The 19,848-nt window shown below is 55.6% G+C and carries 17 protein-coding genes and 6 tRNA genes; 22 read left to right on the forward strand and 1 reads right to left on the reverse strand.

The genetic code is table 11. From position 1 onward, the window contains the following. Positions 1-155 precede the first annotated feature (155 nt). From nagB to ACUTSW_RS09880, 12 genes are all read left to right on the forward strand, one after another. On the forward strand, positions 156-956 hold the full coding sequence (gene nagB, locus ACUTSW_RS09825) for a glucosamine-6-phosphate deaminase (RefSeq protein ID WP_006324089.1): 801 nt from the start codon (positions 156-158) through the stop codon (positions 954-956). A gap of 18 nt (positions 957-974) precedes the next feature. After that, positions 975-2,114 carry an N-acetylglucosamine-6-phosphate deacetylase gene (nagA, locus tag ACUTSW_RS09830; RefSeq protein ID WP_445584287.1) on the forward strand — a complete coding sequence of 380 codons (1,140 nt, stop codon included), beginning with the start codon at positions 975-977 and terminating at the stop codon, positions 2,112-2,114. A 27-nt stretch (positions 2,115-2,141) separates the two neighbouring features. Continuing rightward, on the forward strand, positions 2,142-3,362 hold the full coding sequence (gene nagC / locus ACUTSW_RS09835; protein WP_445584288.1) for a DNA-binding transcriptional regulator NagC: 1,221 nt from the start codon (positions 2,142-2,144) through the stop codon (positions 3,360-3,362). A gap of 67 nt (positions 3,363-3,429) precedes the next feature. Then, complete coding sequence (locus tag ACUTSW_RS09840; protein WP_004949656.1) at positions 3,430-4,182, forward strand: HAD-IIA family hydrolase; 753 nt, start codon at positions 3,430-3,432, stop codon at positions 4,180-4,182. 201 nt (positions 4,183-4,383) lie between these two features. Then, entirely contained in the window at positions 4,384-5,829 is a 1,446-nt protein-coding gene (locus ACUTSW_RS09845; protein WP_445584289.1) for a carbohydrate-binding protein, read from the forward strand. Positions 5,830-6,117: 288 nt separating this feature from the next. After that, positions 6,118-7,782 (forward strand): asparagine synthase B, encoded by a 1,665-nt coding sequence (gene asnB, locus ACUTSW_RS09850; protein WP_445584290.1) that lies wholly within the window; start codon positions 6,118-6,120, stop codon positions 7,780-7,782. A 218-nt stretch (positions 7,783-8,000) separates the two neighbouring features. Next, positions 8,001-8,077, forward strand: a tRNA-Met gene (locus ACUTSW_RS09855). Between the two features lie 7 nt (positions 8,078-8,084). Beyond that, a tRNA-Leu gene (locus ACUTSW_RS09860) sits at positions 8,085-8,169 on the forward strand. Between the two features lie 29 nt (positions 8,170-8,198). Further along, a tRNA-Gln gene (locus tag ACUTSW_RS09865) sits at positions 8,199-8,273 on the forward strand. A gap of 44 nt (positions 8,274-8,317) precedes the next feature. Beyond that, a tRNA-Gln gene (locus tag ACUTSW_RS09870) sits at positions 8,318-8,392 on the forward strand. A 40-nt stretch (positions 8,393-8,432) separates the two neighbouring features. After that, positions 8,433-8,509, forward strand: a tRNA-Met gene (locus ACUTSW_RS09875). Between the two features lie 19 nt (positions 8,510-8,528). Then, a tRNA-Gln gene (locus tag ACUTSW_RS09880) sits at positions 8,529-8,603 on the forward strand. A 107-nt stretch (positions 8,604-8,710) separates the two neighbouring features. On the opposite strand, the gene ubiF is transcribed toward ACUTSW_RS09880, so the two are convergent. Further along, positions 8,711-9,892, reverse strand: coding sequence for a 3-demethoxyubiquinol 3-hydroxylase (gene ubiF, locus ACUTSW_RS09885; protein ID WP_445584291.1), 1,182 nt, complete (start codon positions 9,890-9,892; stop codon positions 8,711-8,713). 197 nt (positions 9,893-10,089) lie between these two features. On the opposite strand from ubiF, the gene miaB reads away from it, so the two are divergent. The 10 genes from miaB (at position 10,090) to ACUTSW_RS09935 (ending at position 19,838) form a co-directional block, all read left to right on the forward strand. Continuing rightward, positions 10,090-11,514 (forward strand): tRNA (N6-isopentenyl adenosine(37)-C2)-methylthiotransferase MiaB, encoded by a 1,425-nt coding sequence (miaB, locus tag ACUTSW_RS09890; RefSeq protein ID WP_062869922.1) that lies wholly within the window; start codon positions 10,090-10,092, stop codon positions 11,512-11,514. 130 nt (positions 11,515-11,644) lie between these two features. Beyond that, positions 11,645-11,980, forward strand: a complete 336-nt coding sequence (locus tag ACUTSW_RS09895) for a zinc ribbon domain-containing protein YjdM (protein ID WP_013811883.1) — start codon at positions 11,645-11,647, stop codon at positions 11,978-11,980. Between the two features lie 202 nt (positions 11,981-12,182). Next, entirely contained in the window at positions 12,183-13,238 is a 1,056-nt protein-coding gene (locus tag ACUTSW_RS09900) for a PhoH family protein (protein WP_004949638.1), read from the forward strand. Beyond that, positions 13,235-13,708, forward strand: coding sequence for an rRNA maturation RNase YbeY (gene ybeY / locus ACUTSW_RS09905; RefSeq protein WP_004949634.1), 474 nt, complete (start codon positions 13,235-13,237; stop codon positions 13,706-13,708). Before ACUTSW_RS09900 ends, ybeY begins: the two co-directional genes overlap by 4 nt. 83 nt (positions 13,709-13,791) lie before the next feature. Then, complete coding sequence (gene corC / locus ACUTSW_RS09910) at positions 13,792-14,670, forward strand: CNNM family magnesium/cobalt transport protein CorC (protein ID WP_004949631.1); 879 nt, start codon at positions 13,792-13,794, stop codon at positions 14,668-14,670. A gap of 7 nt (positions 14,671-14,677) precedes the next feature. Next, a complete protein-coding gene (gene lnt / locus ACUTSW_RS09915; protein ID WP_062869920.1) occupies positions 14,678-16,207 on the forward strand; it encodes an apolipoprotein N-acyltransferase in 1,530 nt (509 codons plus the stop codon). 383 nt (positions 16,208-16,590) lie between these two features. Beyond that, positions 16,591-17,487 (forward strand): amino acid ABC transporter substrate-binding protein, encoded by an 897-nt coding sequence (locus ACUTSW_RS09920; protein ID WP_006324078.1) that lies wholly within the window; start codon positions 16,591-16,593, stop codon positions 17,485-17,487. A gap of 211 nt (positions 17,488-17,698) precedes the next feature. Next, on the forward strand, positions 17,699-18,439 hold the full coding sequence (locus tag ACUTSW_RS09925) for an amino acid ABC transporter permease (protein WP_020438628.1): 741 nt from the start codon (positions 17,699-17,701) through the stop codon (positions 18,437-18,439). Continuing rightward, positions 18,439-19,113, forward strand: coding sequence for a glutamate/aspartate ABC transporter permease GltK (gene gltK, locus ACUTSW_RS09930; RefSeq protein WP_004949616.1), 675 nt, complete (start codon positions 18,439-18,441; stop codon positions 19,111-19,113). Before ACUTSW_RS09925 ends, gltK begins: the two co-directional genes overlap by 1 nt. Continuing rightward, complete coding sequence (locus ACUTSW_RS09935) at positions 19,113-19,838, forward strand: amino acid ABC transporter ATP-binding protein (RefSeq protein WP_004949614.1); 726 nt, start codon at positions 19,113-19,115, stop codon at positions 19,836-19,838. Before gltK ends, ACUTSW_RS09935 begins: the two co-directional genes overlap by 1 nt. Positions 19,839-19,848 lie beyond the last annotated feature (10 nt).

Raw genomic sequence — 19,848 nt, forward strand, 5'->3', positions numbered from 1 at the left:
GCCACATTGCTAGCCATCACACAAAACTTATTTTATCATTCGAAAAATCATCGGGACTGACGCTTCACGTGAGAATCATAAAGTTGGATTACGCTTAGACTCTTATACAGGCCCGTACAGTATAGCTTTAGTTTACTTACCCAAAGAGGTGTTAGATGAGACTTATCCCACTGAAAGATACTGCACAAGTCGGCAAATGGGCCGCTCGCCATATCGTCCAGCGCATCAACGCATTCAAACCCACTGCGGAGCGTCCGTTTGTGCTCGGCCTGCCAACCGGCGGTACTCCGCTCGAAGCCTACAAACATCTGATTGCGATGCACAAAGCAGGTGAAGTAAGCTTTAAGCATGTTGTGACTTTCAACATGGATGAATACGTTGGCCTGCCGCAGGAGCACCCGGAAAGCTATCATACCTTCATGTACCGTAATTTCTTTGATCACGTTGATATTCCAAGTGAAAACATCAACCTGCTGAATGGCAATGCGCCGGACGTTGACGCCGAATGCCGTAAGTACGAAGAAAAAATCAAATCTTACGGTAAAATCCATCTGTTCATGGGCGGCGTCGGCGTTGACGGTCATATCGCGTTTAACGAGCCGGCTTCATCATTGGCGTCGCGTACCCGCATCAAAACGCTGACTGAAGATACCCGTATCGCCAACTCCCGCTTCTTCGGCGGGGATGTCAGCCTGGTGCCGAAATACGCGCTGACCGTAGGTGTAGGTACGCTGCTCGACGCAGAAGAAGTGATGATCCTGGTGACCGGCCATGCCAAGGCACAGGCGTTGGAAGCCGCAGTGGAAGGCAATATCAACCATATGTGGACCATCAGTTGCCTGCAGCTGCACGCCAAGGCGGTTGTGGTGTGCGATGAGCCTTCCACCATGGAACTGAAAGTCAAAACCGTTAAATACTTCCGCGAATTAGAAGCGGAAAGCGTTAAGAGTCTTTAATTTTTGCAGGGGGCTACGATGTTCGCTTTAACCCAATGCCGGATTTTCACCGGCCACGACGTGCTTGACGACCATGCGGTAATCATCGCTGATGGACTGATTGAACGAGTCTGTCCGCTGGCTGAACTGCCGGCCGGCATGGAAACGCGCGATCTGGGTGGCGCTATCCTGGCCCCCGGTTTGATCGACGTGCAGCTTAACGGCTGTGGCGGCGTACAATTTAACGATTCGCTGGAAGCCATTTCGGAAGAGACGCTGGAAATCATGCAGCGCGCCAACGAAAAATCCGGTTGCACCAGCTATCTGCCGACGCTGATCACCAGCAGCGACGAGTTTATGAAGCACAGCATCGATGTGATGCGCACTTATCTGAAAAAACACCCGAATCAGGCGCTTGGCCTGCATCTGGAAGGGCCGTATCTTAGCCCGCTGAAAAAAGGCACCCACAACCCGGCGTTTATCCGCAAACCGACCCGCGAGATGATCGACTATCTGTGCGCCAACGCCGATGTGATCACCAAAGTCACGCTGGCACCGGAGATGGTGGAGCCGCACTTTATCAAACAGCTGACCGCGGCGGGCATCGTGGTCTCCGCCGGCCACTCGAACGCCACCTACGATCAGGCCCGCACCGGCTTTGCCGCCGGCGTCACCTTCGCGACCCATCTGTATAACGCCATGCCGTATATCACCGGGCGCGAACCTGGGTTGATGGGGGCGATTTTCGATACGCCTGAAGTGTATACCGGCATCATTGCCGACGGCCATCACGTGGCCTGGGCGAGTATCCGTAACGCCAAGCGCATGAAAGGTGATAAATTGGTGCTGGTCACCGATGCCACCGCCCCGGCGGGCGCAGAGATTGACCAATTTATTTTTGCCGGTAAAACAATATACTATCGCGACGGGCTGTGCGTGGATGAGAACGGCACCCTGAGCGGCTCTGCGCTGACCATGATCGACGCGGTGAAAAATAGCGTAGAGCACGTCGGCATTGCGCTGGACGAAGCGCTGCGGATGGCGACCTTGTATCCGGCGCGCGCCATCGGCGTAGACCACCTGTTAGGCACAATCGAAGCCGGCAAGGTGGCAAACCTGACCGCATTTACCCGTGATTTTAATATCACCAAAACGCTCGTTAACGGTAACGAGGTTTAACTTAATGAACAGCGAGTAAAATTATTGATGAGTACTGGCGGACAGGCACAAATAGGGAACGTTGACTTAGTCAAGCAACTCAACGGCGCAGCAGTGTACCGCCTGATCGACCAGCAGGGTCCGATCTCGCGCATTCAGATAGCCGAACTCAGCCAGCTAGCGCCCGCCAGTGTCACAAAAATTACTCGCCAGCTGTTGGAGCGCGGGCTGATCAAAGAAGTCGATCAGCAAGCCTCCACCGGCGGCCGTCGCGCCATTTCCATTGTCTCCGAAACCCGGTACTTCCACACCGTAGCGGTGCGTCTTGGGCGTCACGACGCCACCATCACCCTGTACGACATGAGCGGAAAATCGCTCGGTGAAGAACACTACCCGCTGCCGGAACGTACGCAAGAGACGCTGGAAAATGCGCTGTTCAACGCCATTGCGCAGTTTATCGAAAGCTACCAGCGCAAGCTGCGCGAACTGATCGCCATCGCGGTGATCCTGCCGGGTCTGGTTGATCCGGCGCTGGGCGTGGTGCGCTACATGCCGCACATCAGCGTCAACCACTGGCCGTTGGTAGATAACCTGCAGCAACGTTTCAACGTCACCAGCTTTGTCGGCCACGATATCCGCAGCCTGGCGCTGGCGGAGCATTACTTTGGCGCCACCCGTGACTGCGAAGACTCTATTCTGGTCCGTCTGCACCGGGGTACCGGTGCCGGCATTATCGTCAATGGCCAGATTTTCCTGGGCAATAACGGCAACGTCGGCGAAATCGGCCACATTCAGATCGATCCCTTGGGCGAACGCTGCCACTGCGGCAACTTCGGCTGTCTGGAAACCGTGGCCGCCAACGCCGCGATTGAACACCGCGTGCGCCATTTGCTGACTCAGGGTTATCCAAGCAAGCTGACGCTCGACGATTGCAGCATCGCCGCCATCTGCAAAGCCGCCAACCGTGGCGATCTGCTGGCCAGCGAAGTGATCGAGCACGTTGGCCGTTACCTCGGCAAAGCGGTGGCTATCGCCATTAACCTGTTTAATCCGCAAAAAGTGGTGATCGCCGGGGAAATTACCGAAGCCGAAAAAGTGTTGCTGCCGGCGATCCAAAGCTGCATCAATACTCAGGTACTGAAGGACTTCCGCAGAAATCTGCCGGTGGTCACTTCCGAACTCAATCATCGCTCGGCGATCGGCGCTTTCGCCCTGGCCAAGCGGGCAATGCTCAACGGCGTGCTATTGCAGCGATTGCTGGAAAGTTGAGCCGCCGCTTCAGGCAGGTGTGCATCTTCGCGTTTTTGCCTGCCGTAAATCATGAGAAACAGCAACGATGACAATCAAGAACGTTATATGTGATATCGATGGCGTGCTGCTGCATGACAACACGCCGGTTCCCGGCGCCGATCTTTTCCTGGCGCGCATTCAGGAACAGGGCATGCCGCTGGTGGTGCTGACCAACTACCCGTCGCAGACCGCGCAGGATCTGGCAAACCGCTTTGCCGCCGCCGGGCTGGAAGTGCCTGAGAGCGCGTTTTATACCTCCGCGATGGCCACCGCCGATTTTCTGCGCCGCCAGGAAGGCAAAAAAGCCTACGTGGTCGGTGAAGGCGCGTTGATTCACGAACTGTATAAGGCCGGTTTTACCATTACCGACATCAACCCGGACTTCGTGATTGTCGGCGAAACCCGTTCCTACAACTGGGATATGATGCACAAGGCCGCCTACTTCGTTAATAACGGCGCGCGCTTTATCGCCACCAACCCGGATAGCCATGGTCATGGCTTCACGCCGGCCTGTGGTGCGCTGTGCGCACCTATCGAAAAGATCACCGGCCGTAAGCCGTTTTACGTCGGCAAGCCAAGCCCGTGGATCATTCGCGCTGCGCTGAACAAGATGCAGGCGCATTCGGAAGAAACGGTGATCGTGGGCGACAACCTGCGCACCGACATTCTGGCGGGCTTCCAGGCGGGTCTGGAAACCGTGCTGGTGCTGTCCGGCGTCTCGACGCTTAACGATGTCGAAACCATGCCGTTCCGTCCGAGCTATATTTTCCCCTCCGTAGCCGACATCACCATTTTTTAATTCCTGCGGCGGCCTCAATGGCCGCCTCTGCCCCATTATCTCAATAATAAAACCTTCGCCAGCGTGAATTTAATTTATTCATGGGCGCAAAAGGTTTCAGCCTGCCCTCGTTAAAAATCCGCACTATGTATTTACACCCCGCCAATCACTGAATTGCCGGCGAGTGAAAATACCCTTACTCAAAAAGATAACGAGGCCATCATGAGCACGAATAATATTATCAACGTACAAGCCGCAGACGCTGCTGCCGCGATGCCAGACCTGACCGGTAAAAAAATCCTGATGGGTTTTTGGCATAACTGGCTCGCCGGCGCCAGCGATGGTTACAAGCAAGGCAAATTCGTCAATATGGATCTGACCGATATTCCGCCTGAATATAATGTGGTGGCGGTCGCCTTTATGAAAGGCGAAGGCATTCCTACCTTCAAACCTTACAACCTGTCCGACGCCGAGTTCCGCCGCCAGGTTGGCGTGCTGAACAGTCAGGGCCGGGCGGTGCTGATTTCACTGGGCGGCGCAGACGCGCACATCGAGTTGAAAACCGGCGATGAAGATAAGCTGAAAGATGAAATTATTCGTCTGGTAGAAACCTATGGCTTTGATGGCCTGGATATTGACCTGGAACAAGCGGCGATTGGCGCAGCCAATAATAAAACCGTATTGCCCGCCGCGCTGAAAAAAGTTAAGGATTATTATGCCGCGCAAGGCAAAAAATTCATTATCAGCATGGCGCCTGAATTCCCTTATTTGCGTACCAACGGCAGCTATCTGGATTATATTACCTCACTCGAAGGCTATTATGATTTTATCGCGCCGCAGTTCTATAACCAGGGCGGTGATGGCATTTGGGTTGACGAACTCAATGCCTGGATCACCCAGGTCGACGATGCCAAAAAAGAAGAGTTTCTTTATTACCTGACCGAAAGCCTGGTTACCGGCACCCGCGGTTACACCAAGATCCCGGCGGCCAAGTTTGTGATCGGCCTGCCAAGCAACGTGGACGCAGCAGGAAGCGGCTATGTGATCAATCCGCAGGCGGTGTTCAACGCTTTCAAACGTCTGGATGCCAAAGGACTGTCGATCAAGGGGCTGATGACCTGGTCGATCAACTGGGACAACGGCAAAAGCAGCGCCGGCGTTGCCTATAACTGGGAGTTCAAAACGCGCTATGCGCCGTTGATCCAGGGTGGCGTCACCCCGCCGCAGCCGGGAAAGCCTGATGCGCCCACGGCGCTGACAGCCTCAGAACTGGCTGCTACCTCGCTGACACTGAGCTGGCGCGCCGCAACCGGCCCTGCGCCGATCGCCAGTTACAGCGTTTACCGCAACGGCAACGCCATCGGCCAGACCGGCGGCCTTTCGCTGCAGGACAGCGGTCTGACCCCGTCCACTCAATACAGCTATTTTGTCACCGCAACCGACAACCAGGGAAATACCTCGCTGCCAAGCAGTGCGCTGGCGGTGAAAACCGCAGACGGCGGTACTCCGCCTGAACCGGGCGTGACCGAGTGGCAGATCAATCACAACTACAAGGCGGGCGATGTCGTGACCTATAAAGGCAAAAAATACACCTGCCTCCAGGCACACACCTCGAATCCCGGTTGGACACCGGATGCCGCCTTCACCCTGTGGCAGTTGACCGCCTGATAGTCGGCAACAAGTCGCCGGTAAAATTGGCCGGCGACTCACTCATCCACCTAAAAATTGAATATCCTCTAATTAAAAACGATAAAAACTAAATATCCGCTAAAAATCGACAGACCCCAAACAACTATTTTTCTGCGTAACGCTAAAACACTTGCATCCCCTGCCGGTTTTGACGCATTTTCATAAACACAACGCAGCAAAACCGCGTCATCGCTGATGAACCGGCCGCGCCGCCCATAACAGCAAATCAACATCACAGTCTAAAAAAGTCGTTAGGAGAGTCGTTATATGTGTTCTATTTTCGGTGTGCTCGATCTGAAGTCCGATCCCGTTGAACTGCGTAAGAAAGCGCTGGAGCTGTCTCGTCTGATGCGCCACCGCGGCCCGGACTGGTCCGGCGTTTACGCCAGCGATAAAGCCATTCTGGTGCATGAGCGCCTGTCGATTGTCGACGTCAACAATGGCGCCCAACCGCTGTACAACGCTGCGCACACCCACGTTTTGGCCGTAAACGGTGAGATCTATAACCACCAGGCACTGCGTTATGAACTGGGCGAGCGCTACGAGTTCCAGACCGCATCCGACTGTGAAGTGATCCTGGCGCTGTATCAGGAAAAAGGCATCGACTTCCTCGACGACTTGCAGGGCATGTTCGCCTTCGCCCTTTATGATTCAGAGAAAGACGCTTACCTGATTGGCCGCGATCACCTGGGCATTATCCCGCTCTACATGGGCCATGACGAATTCGGCAACCTGTATGTCGCCTCCGAAATGAAAGCGCTGGTGCCGGTCTGCCGCACCATCAAAGAATTCCCGGCGGGCAGCTATCTGTGGAGCCAGGACGGTGAGATCCGCGAATATTACCAGCGCGACTGGTTCGATTACGACAATGTCAAAGACAACGTGACCGATGCCAACGCACTGCGCAACGCGCTGGAAGATTCGGTGAAAAGCCACCTGATGTCCGACGTGCCGTACGGCGTACTGCTGTCTGGCGGCCTGGATTCTTCCGTAATCTCCGCCATTACCAAAAAATACGCCGCACGCCGTGTGGAAGATCAAGAGCGCAGCGAAGCCTGGTGGCCACAGCTGCACTCCTTTGCCGTCGGCCTGGAAGGTTCACCGGATCTGCGCGCCGCGCAGGAAGTGGCCAACCATTTGGGCACCGTGCACCATGAAATTCATTTCACCGTGCAGGAAGGCCTGGACGCCATCCGCGACGTGATTTATCACATCGAAACCTACGACGTCACCACCATTCGCGCCTCCACGCCAATGTACCTGATGTCGCGTAAAATCAAAGCGATGGGCATCAAGATGGTGCTGTCCGGCGAGGGTGCGGACGAAGTGTTCGGCGGTTATCTGTACTTCCATAAGGCACCGGATGCGCGTGAGTTCCACGACGAGACCGTGCGTAAGCTGCTGGCGCTGCATATGTTTGACTGCGCACGCGCCAACAAGGCGATGTCCGCCTGGGGCGTGGAAGCTCGCGTCCCCTTCCTGGATAAAAAATTCCTCGACGTGGCGATGCGCATCAATCCGAAAGATAAAATGTGCGGCAACGGCAAAATGGAAAAACACATCCTGCGCGAGTGTTTTGAATCCTATCTGCCGGCCAGCGTGGCCTGGCGCCAGAAAGAGCAGTTCTCCGACGGCGTGGGCTACAGCTGGATCGACACGCTGAAAGAAGTCGCTGCGAAGCAAATCAGCGATCAACAGCTCGAAACCGCACGTTTCCGTTTCCCGTACAACACGCCGAGCTCAAAAGAAGGCTACCTGTATCGCGAAATCTTCGAAGAGCTGTTCCCACTGCCAAGCGCGGCCGAATGCGTACCTGGCGGCCCGTCAGTGGCTTGTTCTTCAGCGAAAGCCATCGAATGGGATGAATCCTTCAAAAAGATGGACGATCCTTCTGGCCGTGCCGTTGGCGTCCACCAATCCGCCTACAAGTAATCACGCGGGTTTTATATCCAGGGCGGGCCTCATGGCCCGCTTTTTTATTGATGTTTTCAACCATTAATCACCTGAATTGATGATTTTATCACCATACTGTTCACAACCCAAACAAACAACACATCCAGCCGCTTTTTCGGGAAAAAACTTGTTGACGCAAAACGGCCATATACGCATAATGCGCCCCGCAACGCCGATGAAGGTTGCGCGAAAAAGATGGCTACGTAGCTCAGCTGGTTAGAGCACATCACTCATAATGATGGGGTCACAGGTTCAAATCCCGTCGTAGCCACCATCTTTTTGCGGGAGTGGCGAAATTGGTAGACGCACTAGATTTAGGTTCTAGCGCCGCAAGGTGTGCGAGTTCAAGTCTCGCCTCCCGCACCATTTCTTTTCATCGTCGAGCAGGCAGCAGGTGGGGTATCGCCAAGCGGTAAGGCACCGGTTTTTGATACCGGCATTCCCTGGTTCGAATCCAGGTACCCCAGCCATCTTTTTTAGGATGGGGATGCTGCAAAAAAGGTTTACGTGTTGATGGGGTATCGCCAAGCGGTAAGGCACTGGTTTTTGATACCAGCATTCCCTGGTTCGAATCCAGGTACCCCAGCCATACCAACACTGTTGACTTTTAAGGTAAAATATCGAAAAATGGCTACGTAGCTCAGCTGGTTAGAGCACATCACTCATAATGATGGGGTCACAGGTTCAAATCCCGTCGTAGCCACCATATTTTACTGTTATACAATTGGGGTGTCGCCAAGCGGTAAGGCTCTGGTTTCTGATACCAGCATACCCAGGTTCGAATCCTGGCACCCCAGCCACATTTAGAAAAGCCCGCTTCGGCGGGCTTTTTGCTATTCTGCGTTCGTGAAGTCTCGTTAAAGCGGGCGCAACCTGCTGCGCCCGTACCAGGAAAACACCACCTCGACTACAGCCCCAGTGCGTATTTCAGCGCATGTTCCTTCAGCTTGCCCGCCCGCTGGGCCGCCATCAGCGCAATATTGCGCGCTACGTTCAGTGGCGCCAAATTATTGCTGAACGCGGTATAAAACAGATCCATGCCGCTTTGCATCAACAGGTTATCGGTGCGACGACGGCGCTGGTAGCGCATCAACACCGCTTCACTGCTCCAGTCCTCGCCCTGCTCCCGGGCGTCACTCAGTACCGCCAGCAACGCTTCCACATCGCGATAGCCCAGGTTCACCCCCTGCCCCGCTAACGGGTTGATGGTGTGCGCTGCATCACCGAGCAACGCCAGCCCCGGCAGAACATAGCGTTGTGCATGGCGGCGCGCCAGCGGGAAAGCCCCGGCGGCATGCACTTTTACCGCCCCCAGGCGCGCCGGAAATGCTTCAGCAATTTCCCTCTCAAGCTGCGCCGGCGGCATCGCTTGCAGCTGGCGGATGCGTTGCGGACTGTCATACCACACCAGTGAAGCCCATTGGTCATACAGGGGCAGGAAAGCGCGCGGCCCGGAAGGGAAAAACTGCTGCCAGGTCACATCCTGTTGCGGCTCGCCGGTATCGACGGTGATCAACATGCAGGACTGGCGATATTGCCAACCGCTGGTGCCGATGGCCGCCAGATTACGTACCTGCGAATTCGCACCGTCTGCACCCACCACCAGCCGCGCCTGCAGCTTCTCAGAAGAGTCCAGCTCCAATTGCCAGTGGTCATCTTCCCGTTGCAGCGAACGCAGCCTGGCGGGGCAACAGAGCGTCAAATTGTCGCACTGCTCCATTTGCTGCCACAGCGCCAATTGCAAAATCCGATTCTCCACCATAAAGCCCAGTTCAGGCAGCCCCAGCGAAGCCGCGTCAAACGCTACGCGTGAAGACGCCCATTCCCAGGTTTCCAACCGGCGATACGGCGCCACGCGCATGCCCACCACCGCTTTCCAGACGTCAAGCTGCTTGAGCAACCCGACCGAAGTGCAGCCGATGGCTGAAATACGCAGATCCGGCGGGCTTTGGGCATCGAACGCCTGCGGCGGCTGATGTTCCAGCAATGCCACCGACCAACCGGCCTGCGCCAACCCCAGCGCCGCCGCCGCGCCGACCATCCCGCCGCCTACCACTACGGCGTCATACCTTTTTTGAGATGTGTTCATTTTGGCCATGTTTTCTTAGTGAATTATCGCCATCCCAACGGGCACGGCGTTTGGCATCAGTGTACCGGATTTTTAATTGCGCATCAGGTCGCATACCGTTTTCCCCGCGCTGGTCACAACGGCGCCAAATGATTACAATACGCCCCCTGCATGTCGCGTATCGCAACTTTCGCTCCGCACTGAGTAATGGCAAGTCAATGACCAAAAAACTGCATATCAAAACCTGGGGCTGCCAGATGAATGAATATGATTCATCAAAAATGGCGGACTTACTGGGAAGCACACACGGGTTCGAATGGACCGACAACGCTGAAGAAGCGGATGTACTGCTGCTGAATACCTGTTCAATCCGTGAAAAAGCGCAGGAAAAAGTTTTCGCCATGTTAGGGCGCTGGAAACTGCTGAAAGAAAAGAACCCGGCGTTGATCATCGGCGTTGGCGGCTGCGTGGCTTCTCAGGAAGGCGAACACATTCGCAGCCGCGCACCTTGCGTCGACGTTGTGTTTGGCCCGCAGACCTTGCACCGCCTGCCGGAAATGATCAACCACGTGCGCGGCACCCGCAGCCCAATCGTCGACATCAGCTTCCCGGAGATCGAGAAGTTCGACCGCCTGCCGGAACCGCGCGCCGAAGGCCCAACCGCCTTTGTCTCCATAATGGAAGGCTGCAACAAATACTGTACTTTCTGCGTGGTGCCTTACACCCGCGGTGAAGAAGTGAGTCGCCCAAGCGATGACGTGCTGTTCGAGATCGCCCAACTGGCGGCGCAGGGCGTGCGTGAAGTGAATCTGCTCGGTCAGAACGTCAACGCCTACCGCGGCGCCACCTACGACGGCGGCATCTGTTCGTTTGCCGAACTGCTGCGTTTGGTGGCAGCGATTGACGGCATCGACCGCATCCGTTTCACCACCAGCCATCCGATTGAATTCACCGACGACATCATCGCGGTGTATCAAGACACGCCTGAACTGGTCAGCTTCCTGCATCTCCCGGTACAGAGCGGCTCCGATCGCATTCTGACCATGATGAAACGCGCGCACACCGCATTGGAATACAAAGCGATCATTCGCAAGCTGCGCAAGGCGCGGCCGAACATACAGCTCAGCTCTGATTTTATCATCGGCTTCCCGGGGGAAACCCAGGCCGACTTCGAACAGACCATGAACCTTGTCGCCGAGATTAACTTCGACGCCAGCTTCAGTTTTATCTATTCGTCACGCCCGGGCACCCCGGCGGCCGATATGGTGGACGACGTCAGCGAAGATGAAAAGAAACAGCGCCTGTACATCCTGCAGGATCGCATCAACCAGCAGGTGTTGCAGTTCAGCCGCCGCATGCTCGGAACCGTGCAGCGTATTCTGGTTGAGGGCACCTCGCGCAAAAGCGTGATGGAGCTGGCTGGTCGTACCGAATGCAACCGTATGGTGAACTTTGAAGGCACACCGGATATGATCGGCCAATTCGTTGATGTGGAAATCACCGAGGTAATGACCAACACACTGCGTGGTGCAGTGGTGCGTACCGAGCAGCAGATGGATCTGCGCGTACATGAATCCCCGCAATCGGTGATCGCCCGTACCCGCAAAGAAAATGCGCTGGGTGTCGGCACTTACCAGCCCTGACGCCGTTTCCGCATTGCCGTAAGCCGTGGCGCCCGTCGCCACGTTAACGTTTATCCTTATTATTTCTCCGCCGGGCGCTTGCGTCCGGTGATGTTCTTTTTTGTTTTTTATTATAAAGAGGCGACATAGCATGCAACTCCCACACTGCCCGAAGTGCAACTCCGAATACACCTATCAGGACAATGCGATGTTTATCTGCCCTGAATGCGCCCATGAGTGGAGCGACAGCGCGCCTGCGGCGGACAGCGATACCTTGATTGTCAAAGACGCCAACGGCAACCTGCTGGCCGACGGCGATGCCGTGACCGTAGTGAAAGATCTGAAGGTCAAAGGCAGCTCCTCGATGCTGAAGATTGGCACCAAGGTGAAGAACATTCGTCTGGTGGAAGGCGACCACAACATTGACTGTAAAATCGATGGTTTTGGCCCGATGAAGCTGAAATCCGAATTCGTGAAAAAGAACTGATCCTCACACAATTACGCGGCTGTTTTTGCCGCGTTTTTTCCTCTCCCGGTCCTTGAATTACACCGTCGGCGCACAGATAGATCATGGGTAAACTTGCGCCGGTGCGGCGCACCATGAATAATTCAAGGTAGAAACGTCAGGGTTTGCCCTGAATGCGCGTACCGAAAATCAACCAGGCCCGATGTGAGCCTTGAGGAATAGTTTGAACGTCGCAACACAAGAAATTTTGTTAGAGCCGGCAGACAATAAGCGATTGCTCAGCCTGTGCGGCCCATTTGATGACAATATCAAACAGATCGAACGCCGGTTGGGGATCGAGATCAACCGCCGAGACAACCGTTTTAAGCTGGTTGGCAAAAACCCGTGCGTGGTTGCCGCCGCCGATATCTTGCGCCACCTGTACGTGGACACCGCGCCCATTCGCGGCGTGATCCCGGATATCGACCCGGAACAGATCCATCTGGCGATCAAAGAAAGCCGGGTGCTTGAGCAGGTAGCCGACAGCGTGCCGGATTACGGTAAAGCGGTGACCATCAAAACCAAGCGCGGCATGGTGAAACCGCGCACGCCGAATCAGGCGCAGTACATCGCCAATATTCTCGATCACGACATCACCTTCGGGATTGGGCCGGCGGGTACCGGGAAAACCTATCTGGCCGTCGCCGCTGCGGTAGACGCCCTGGAGCGCCAGGAGATTCGCCGCATTCTGCTGACGCGCCCGGCGGTTGAAGCCGGTGAAAAACTGGGCTTCCTGCCGGGGGATCTGAGCCAGAAGGTCGATCCTTACCTGCGCCCGCTGTACGACGCCCTGTTCGAAATGCTGGGCTTCGAGCGCGTGGAGAAGCTGATCGAACGCAACGTGATTGAGGTCGCGCCGCTGGCCTATATGCGCGGCCGCACCCTGAACGACGCATTTATCATTCTCGATGAGAGCCAGAACACCACCATCGAACAGATGAAGATGTTCCTGACGCGCATCGGCTTCAACTCGAAGGCGGTGATTACCGGTGACGTGACGCAGATTGACCTGCCGCGCAACCAGAAATCCGGCCTTCGCCATGCGATAGAAGTCCTGTCGGATGTCGAAGAACTGAGCTTCAACTTCTTCCACAGCGAAGACGTGGTGCGCCACCCGGTGGTAGCCCGCGTGGTTATCGCCTATGAAGCCTGGGAAGCCGCCGAACAAAAACGCAAAGACGCGATTGCCGAACAACGTAAGCACGAGGCCATCATCGCCTCCGGGCAGGAGACACTATGAGCCAGGTGATTTTGGATCTGCAGATTGCCTGTGCAGACAGCAACGGCCTGCCGGACGAAGCCACCTTCCAGCGTTGGCTGGAAGGCGTGCTGCCGCAGTTTCAGGAAGAAGCCGAGGTCACCATTCGCCTGGTGGACGAAGCCGAAAGCAACGAACTGAACCTGACCTACCGCGGGAAGGATAAACCGACCAACGTGCTGTCCTTCCCGTTCGAAGCCCCACCGGGCATAGAGCTGCCGCTGCTCGGCGATCTGATCATCTGCCGTCAGGTCGTTGAACAGGAAGCGGTTGAGCAAGACAAGGCGCTGGAGGCCCACTGGGCGCATATGGTTGTCCATGGCAGCCTTCATCTGCTAGGGTATGACCACATCGAAGACGATGAAGCCGAAGAAATGGAGTCTTTGGAAACCGAAATCATGCACGGCCTGGGCTATCCGGACCCGTACCTGGCGGAAAAAGACCCCCTCTGACGTCAGCTGATTCCCCGCAGCCCCTGTAAGGGGCTGTCGCTGACGCCCCTAACTCTTACATGAGTGATATTAACTAAAACGCCATGAGCGACGACCATTCACAAAGCAATGACAGCCCCAGTCCCAAGAAGGGGTTCTTTACTCTCATCCTTAACCAGCTGTTCCACGGCGAACCGAAAAACCGTGGCGATCTGGTAGAGCTGATCCGTGATTCCGAGCAAAACGACCTGATCGATCCCGATACCCGAGACATGCTGGAAGGCGTGATGGATATCGCCGAGCAGCGCGTGCGCGACATCATGATCCCGCGTTCCCAGATGGTCACGCTCAAGCGTAACCAGACGCTGGAAGAGTGCCTGGACGTGATTATCGAATCCGCCCACTCGCGCTTCCCGGTGATCAGCGAAGATAAAGATCACATCGAAGGCATTCTGATGGCCAAGGATCTGCTGCCGTTTATGCGTGCAGAGTCTGAGCCGTTCAGCATAGATAAGGTGCTGCGCGCCGCGGTGGTGGTGCCCGAAAGCAAGCGTGTTGATCGGATGCTGAAGGAGTTCCGCTCCCAGCGCTATCACATGGCGATTGTCATTGACGAATTCGGCGGCGTTTCCGGCCTGGTCACCATCGAAGACATTCTGGAACTGATTGTCGGCGAAATCGAAGACGAATATGACGACGAGGAAGATCTGGATATCCGCCAGCTTAGCCGCCATATGTATACCGTGCGGGCATTGGCGCCGATTGAAGACTTCAACGAAGCCTTTAATACGCACTTCAGCGACGACGAGGTCGACACCATCGGCGGCCTGGTGATGCAGGCCTTCGGGCACTTGCCGGCGCGCGGGGAAACCATTGAAATCGAAGGTTACCTGTTTAAGGTTGCGATGGCCGACAGTCGACGTATCATCCAGGTTCATGTAAAAATTCCGGACGATTCTCCGCAACCGAAACTGGAAGACTAAATCAAACATGGCTAAAGCCTCTTTCCTTGAACGCCAGCGGGTTCGTGCCCTGCTGGCGCTGTTGTCTGGTGCCGGCGGCGCGCTGGCGTTTTCTCCTTACGATATTTGGCCTGCGGCCATTGTTTCCCTGTTCGGCCTGTTGGCCGTTACCCTGAACCGCACCACCAGACAATCCGCCCTACTCGGCTTCTGCTGGGGGTTCGGCCTGTTTGGCGCCGGCGTCAACTGGGTTTACGTCAGCATTGCCGACTTCGGCGGCATGCCGTTTGCCGTCAATATTTTCCTGGTCGCCCTGCTGGCCGCCTACCTGGCGTTGTATACCGGGCTGTTCGCCGGCTTGCTGGCGCGCCTGTGGCCAACCACCAGTTGGTACCGCCTGGCGATTGCCGCGCCGGTGCTGTGGCAAGTGACCGAGTTTCTGCGCGGCTGGGTGCTGACCGGTTTCCCCTGGTTGCAATTCGGCTACAGCCAGCTCAACGGCCCGCTGAAAGGCGTCGCGCCGCTGCTGGGGGTTGATGCCATCACCTTCATCCTGATGGCGATCGCCGGATTGCTGGTGTATGCCATCAATCAACGCCGCGTTGCCGCAGCGGCCGTTGCCGTCGCGTTGCTGCTGTTGCCCTGGCCGCTGCGTCAGTTGCAGTGGTTCACCCCGCAACCGGAGAAAGCGGTGAATGTCGCCATGGTGCAAGGCAATATCGCCCAATCGATGAAGTGGGATCCGAAAGCGCTGGTCAGCACGCTGCAAACCTATCTGGATGAAACCCGCCCTTACATGGGCAAGGCGCCGATCATCATCTGGCCGGAATCCGCCATCCCGGATTACGAAGCCAGCCAGAACGGTTTCCTGACCATGATGGACGACCTGATGCGCGCCAAAAACAGCAGCCTGATCACCGGCATTGTCGACGTGCGCGCCACCCCGCAGGGCCAGCAAATCTATAACAGCGCCATTGTATTGGGTGAACAGACTCCGTACGTCTACCCGGCTAAAGACCGCTATAACAAGCATCATCTGGTGCCGTTCGGTGAGTTTGTGCCGCTGGAGACGCTGCTGCGGCCACTGGCGCCGTTCTTCGATCTGCCGATGTCGTCCTTCAGCCGCGGCGATTACGTCCAACCACAACTGAGCGTGAAGGGCTATAACCTGACGGCAGCGATCTGTTATGAGATTGTTCTCGGCCAACAGGTGCGCGATAACTTCCGCCCGGACACCAATTTCCTGCTGACCCTCTCCAATGACGCCTGGTTCGGCCATTCCATCGGCCCGTGGCAGCACTTCCAGATGGCGCGCATGCGTGCGCTGGAACTGGGACGCCCGCTGTTGCGCAGCACCAACAATGGCGTAACCGCCGCCGTTGACGCCAACGGCGAGGTGATTGCCGAGATCCCGCAGTTCACCCGCAGCGTGCTCGAGGTGAAAGTCACCCCGACCACCGGCATTACGCCATACGCCCGTTTTGGCGCCACACCGCTGTGGATCATTACCCTGCTGCTTGGCGGCATGGCGTTGATGCTCGGCCTGCGTCGCAGGTAATCTCAACCGGTGCGCAGTTCACTGAACTGCGCACCGCGTCTCCGTCCCCGTCAAATACCCGTTAAATAAACCTTTCTGGCACACTCCTTGCTTTAATCACTCTGTGATTTAAGACCGATTTACTTTTACTGACGTTTTGTCGCACTTATGCACAACTTGAGAGCATCACTGGCACCAGAAGGGTGCATCAGGGTTTTGTTGCATTAATTTGGTGCGCGTGGCGTCTCAAAAAATGAAACATTTTAGTTTCATTGTGTTCACAATCGGCTATTTTCTAACGGTTATCTGTGCCAAGACTATCTTTATATCTTGAGTAAGAGATCCCCCGTTTTAAACCTGACACTCTTGAGTCAGAACCACGACAACAGCAAAGGAGCTGGACCATGCAAATGCGTAAATTGGCGTTATCGTTACTGCTGATCGGTATGGCGGGTAACGTAGCCCATGCGGAAGAACTGACCGGTACGCTGAAGAAAATCAAAGACAACGGCGTGATCGTTGTCGGCCACCGCGAATCGTCAGTGCCGTTCTCCTACTACGACAACCAGCAGAAAGTTGTGGGCTACTCCCAGGACTACTCCAACCAAATCGTTGATGCTGTTAAGAAAAAACTGAACATGCCCGATCTGCAGGTAAAAATGCTGCCGATCACCTCGCAGAACCGTATCCCACTGCTGCAGAACGGCACCTTTGATTTTGAATGCGGTTCAACCACCAACAACGTTGAGCGTCAAAAACAGGCGGCCTTCTCCGACACCATCTTCGTGGTCGGTACCCGCTTGCTGGTGAAAAAAGGCTCTGACGTCAAAGACTTCAAAGACCTGGCCGGCAAACCGGTAGTGGTCACCTCCGGCACAACGTCAGAAGTGCTGCTGAACAAACTGAACGACAGCGGCAAGATGAACATGCGCATCATCAGCGCCAAAGACCACGGTGACTCGTTCCGTACCCTGGAAAGCGGCCGCGCCGTAGCCTTTATGATGGATGACGCGCTGCTGGCGGGCGAACGTGCCAAAGCGAAGAAGCCGGATCAATGGGAAATTCTCGGCACGCCGCAGTCGAAAGAAGCTTACGGCTGTATGCTGCGTAAAGACGACGCCGAGTTCAAAAAACTGGTCGATGACACCATCGCTCAGGCCCAAACCTCCGGTGAAGCGGCAAAATGGTTTGATAAATGGTTCAACCAGCCAATTCCACCAAAGAACCTCAACATGAACTTCGCCCTGTCAGACGACATGAAGCAACTGTTCAAAGAGCCTAACGATAAAGCACTGAACTAATAGAAAGAGAGCTGGTGCGGCCGCCAGGCCAAACCAGCCCTGTTGATGGCTGGGACAGACAGGAATGAGGGGGGCCGTTCCCCTCCCTCATTTTCCCCCTAACTCACAACCGATATCCGCGCACATAAGCCAGCCTGACTGGCCGCGATGCGATCGGCGCTGAATAGTCATCAATCTTTAGGCGCTCTGCGCCCGCTTAACGGAGTTTGTTATGTCAATAGATTGGAACTGGGGTATCTTCCTGCAGCAGGCCCCGTTTGGGAATACCACTTACCTCGGCTGGATTTGGTCCGGCTTCCAGGTCACGGTAGCCCTCTCCGTCTGTGCATGGATTATCGCTTTCTTTGTCGGTTCGCTGTTCGGTATTTTACGTACCGTGCCAAACCGTTTTCTTTCCGCTCTCGGCACCTGCTACGTCGAACTGTTCCGTAACGTGCCGCTGATTGTGCAATTCTTTACCTGGTATCTGGTGATGCCGGAGCTGCTGCCTGCCAATCTGGGCATGTGGTTCAAAACCGAACTCGATCCTAACGTCCAGTTCTTTATCTCCTCCATGCTGTGCCTCGGGCTGTTTACCGCCGCCCGCGTGTGCGAGCAGGTGCGCGCCGCGATTCAGTCCCTGCCGCGTGGCCAACGCGCCGCCGGGCTGGCCATGGGCCTGACGCTGCCGCAAACCTATCGCTATGTGCTGTTACCGAACGCCTACCGGGTGATTGTGCCGCCGATGACCTCGGAAATGCTCAACCTGGTCAAAAACTCCGCCATCGCTTCAACCATTGGCCTGGTGGATATGGCGGCTCAGGCCGGTAAGCTGCTGGATTACTCCGCGCATGCCTATGAATCCTTTACCGCCATTACGCTGGCCTATATCGGCATCAACGCCGTGATCATGCTGTTTATGCGTCTGGTAGAGAAGAAAGTGCAGTTGCCTGGCAATATGGGGAGTAAATAATGTACGAATTTGACTGGGCATCCATTGTCCCAAGCTTCCCTTACCTGCTGCAAGGGTTGGTCATCACGCTGAAGATCACCGTGACCGCCATCGTTTTTGGCATCCTCTGGGGCACCATTCTGGCGGTCATGCGTCTGTCGCCCATCAAGCCTATCAGCTGGTTTGCCACACTCTACGTCAACCTGTTCCGTTCCGTTCCGCTGGTGATGGTGCTGCTGTGGTTCTACCTGGTGGTTCCAAGCTTATTACAACAAGTTCTGGGGCTATCGCCGAAAACCGATATTCGCCTGATCTCGGCTATGGTAGCCTTTTCCCTGTTTGAAGCGGCCTATTACTCGGAAATTATCCGTGCAGGCATTATCAGTATTTCCCGTGGCCAATCTTCCGCTGCGCTGGCGCTGGGCATGACCCACTGGCAGTCGATGAAACTGGTGATCCTGCCGCAGGCGTTCCGCGCCATGGTTCCGCTGCTGCTGACTCAGGGCATCGTACTGTTCCAGGATACATCGCTGGTCTACGTGCTGAGCCTGGCCGACTTCTTCCGTACCGCCTCAACCATCGGCGAGCGCGACGGCACACAGGTTGAAATGATCCTGTTCGCCGGTTTTGTCTATTTTGTTATCAGTCTCGCCGCCTCGGCGCTGGTAAGCTATTTGAAGAAAAGGACTGTTTGATGATATCCCTGAAAAATGTTTCTAAGTGGTACGGTCACTTTCAGGTTCTGACCGATTGCACCACCGAAGTGAAAAAAGGCGAGGTGGTGGTAGTCTGCGGTCCTTCAGGCTCGGGCAAATCCACCCTGATCAAAACCGTCAACGGTCTGGAGCCGATTCAGCAAGGCGATATCCTGGTGAATGGCACGGCCGTCAACAACAAGAACACCAACCTGGCGCAGTTGCGTTCCAAAGTGGGCATGGTATTCCAGCACTTTGAGCTGTTCCCGCATCTGTCGATCATCGACAATCTGACGCTGGCGCAGGTAAAAGTCCTCAAGCGCGACAAGGACGCCTCACGCGAGAAGGGCCTTAAGCTGCTGGAGCGCGTGGGGCTTTCCGCCCATGCCAACAAGTTCCCTGGGCAACTTTCCGGCGGCCAGCAGCAGCGTGTGGCTATCGCCCGAGCGCTGTGCATGGACCCGATCGCCATGCTGTTCGATGAACCGACCTCCGCGCTTGATCCGGAAATGATCAACGAAGTGCTGGACGTCATGGTCGAGCTGGCGCAAGAAGGCATGACCATGATGGTGGTGACCCACGAAATGGGCTTTGCCCGTAAGGTGGCCCACCGGGTGATCTTTATGGACGAAGGCAAAATTGTCGAAGACCGCAACAAAGACGACTTCTTCAACAACCCGGAATCCGAACGCGCAAAAGACTTCCTGGCCAAGATCCTGCATTGATTCATTGACA

It is taken from the genome of Serratia sp. TSA_198.1 (assembly GCF_052686505.1).

Coding starts and splice junctions, on each gene's coding strand:
- nagB (WP_006324089.1), top strand. CDS start 156: ATGAGACTTATCCCACTGAAAGATACTGCACAAGTCGGCAAATGGGCC.
- nagA (WP_445584287.1), top strand. CDS start 975: ATGTTCGCTTTAACCCAATGCCGGATTTTCACCGGCCACGACGTGCTT.
- nagC (WP_445584288.1), top strand. CDS start 2,142: ATGAGTACTGGCGGACAGGCACAAATAGGGAACGTTGACTTAGTCAAG.
- ACUTSW_RS09840 (WP_004949656.1), top strand. CDS start 3,430: ATGACAATCAAGAACGTTATATGTGATATCGATGGCGTGCTGCTGCAT.
- ACUTSW_RS09845 (WP_445584289.1), top strand. CDS start 4,384: ATGAGCACGAATAATATTATCAACGTACAAGCCGCAGACGCTGCTGCC.
- asnB (WP_445584290.1), top strand. CDS start 6,118: ATGTGTTCTATTTTCGGTGTGCTCGATCTGAAGTCCGATCCCGTTGAA.
- ubiF (WP_445584291.1), bottom strand. CDS start 9,892: ATGAACACATCTCAAAAAAGGTATGACGCCGTAGTGGTAGGCGGCGGG.
- miaB (WP_062869922.1), top strand. CDS start 10,090: ATGACCAAAAAACTGCATATCAAAACCTGGGGCTGCCAGATGAATGAA.
- ACUTSW_RS09895 (WP_013811883.1), top strand. CDS start 11,645: ATGCAACTCCCACACTGCCCGAAGTGCAACTCCGAATACACCTATCAG.
- ybeY (WP_004949634.1), top strand. CDS start 13,235: ATGAGCCAGGTGATTTTGGATCTGCAGATTGCCTGTGCAGACAGCAAC.
- corC (WP_004949631.1), top strand. CDS start 13,792: ATGAGCGACGACCATTCACAAAGCAATGACAGCCCCAGTCCCAAGAAG.
- lnt (WP_062869920.1), top strand. CDS start 14,678: ATGGCTAAAGCCTCTTTCCTTGAACGCCAGCGGGTTCGTGCCCTGCTG.
- ACUTSW_RS09920 (WP_006324078.1), top strand. CDS start 16,591: ATGCAAATGCGTAAATTGGCGTTATCGTTACTGCTGATCGGTATGGCG.
- ACUTSW_RS09925 (WP_020438628.1), top strand. CDS start 17,699: ATGTCAATAGATTGGAACTGGGGTATCTTCCTGCAGCAGGCCCCGTTT.
- gltK (WP_004949616.1), top strand. CDS start 18,439: ATGTACGAATTTGACTGGGCATCCATTGTCCCAAGCTTCCCTTACCTG.
- ACUTSW_RS09935 (WP_004949614.1), top strand. CDS start 19,113: ATGATATCCCTGAAAAATGTTTCTAAGTGGTACGGTCACTTTCAGGTT.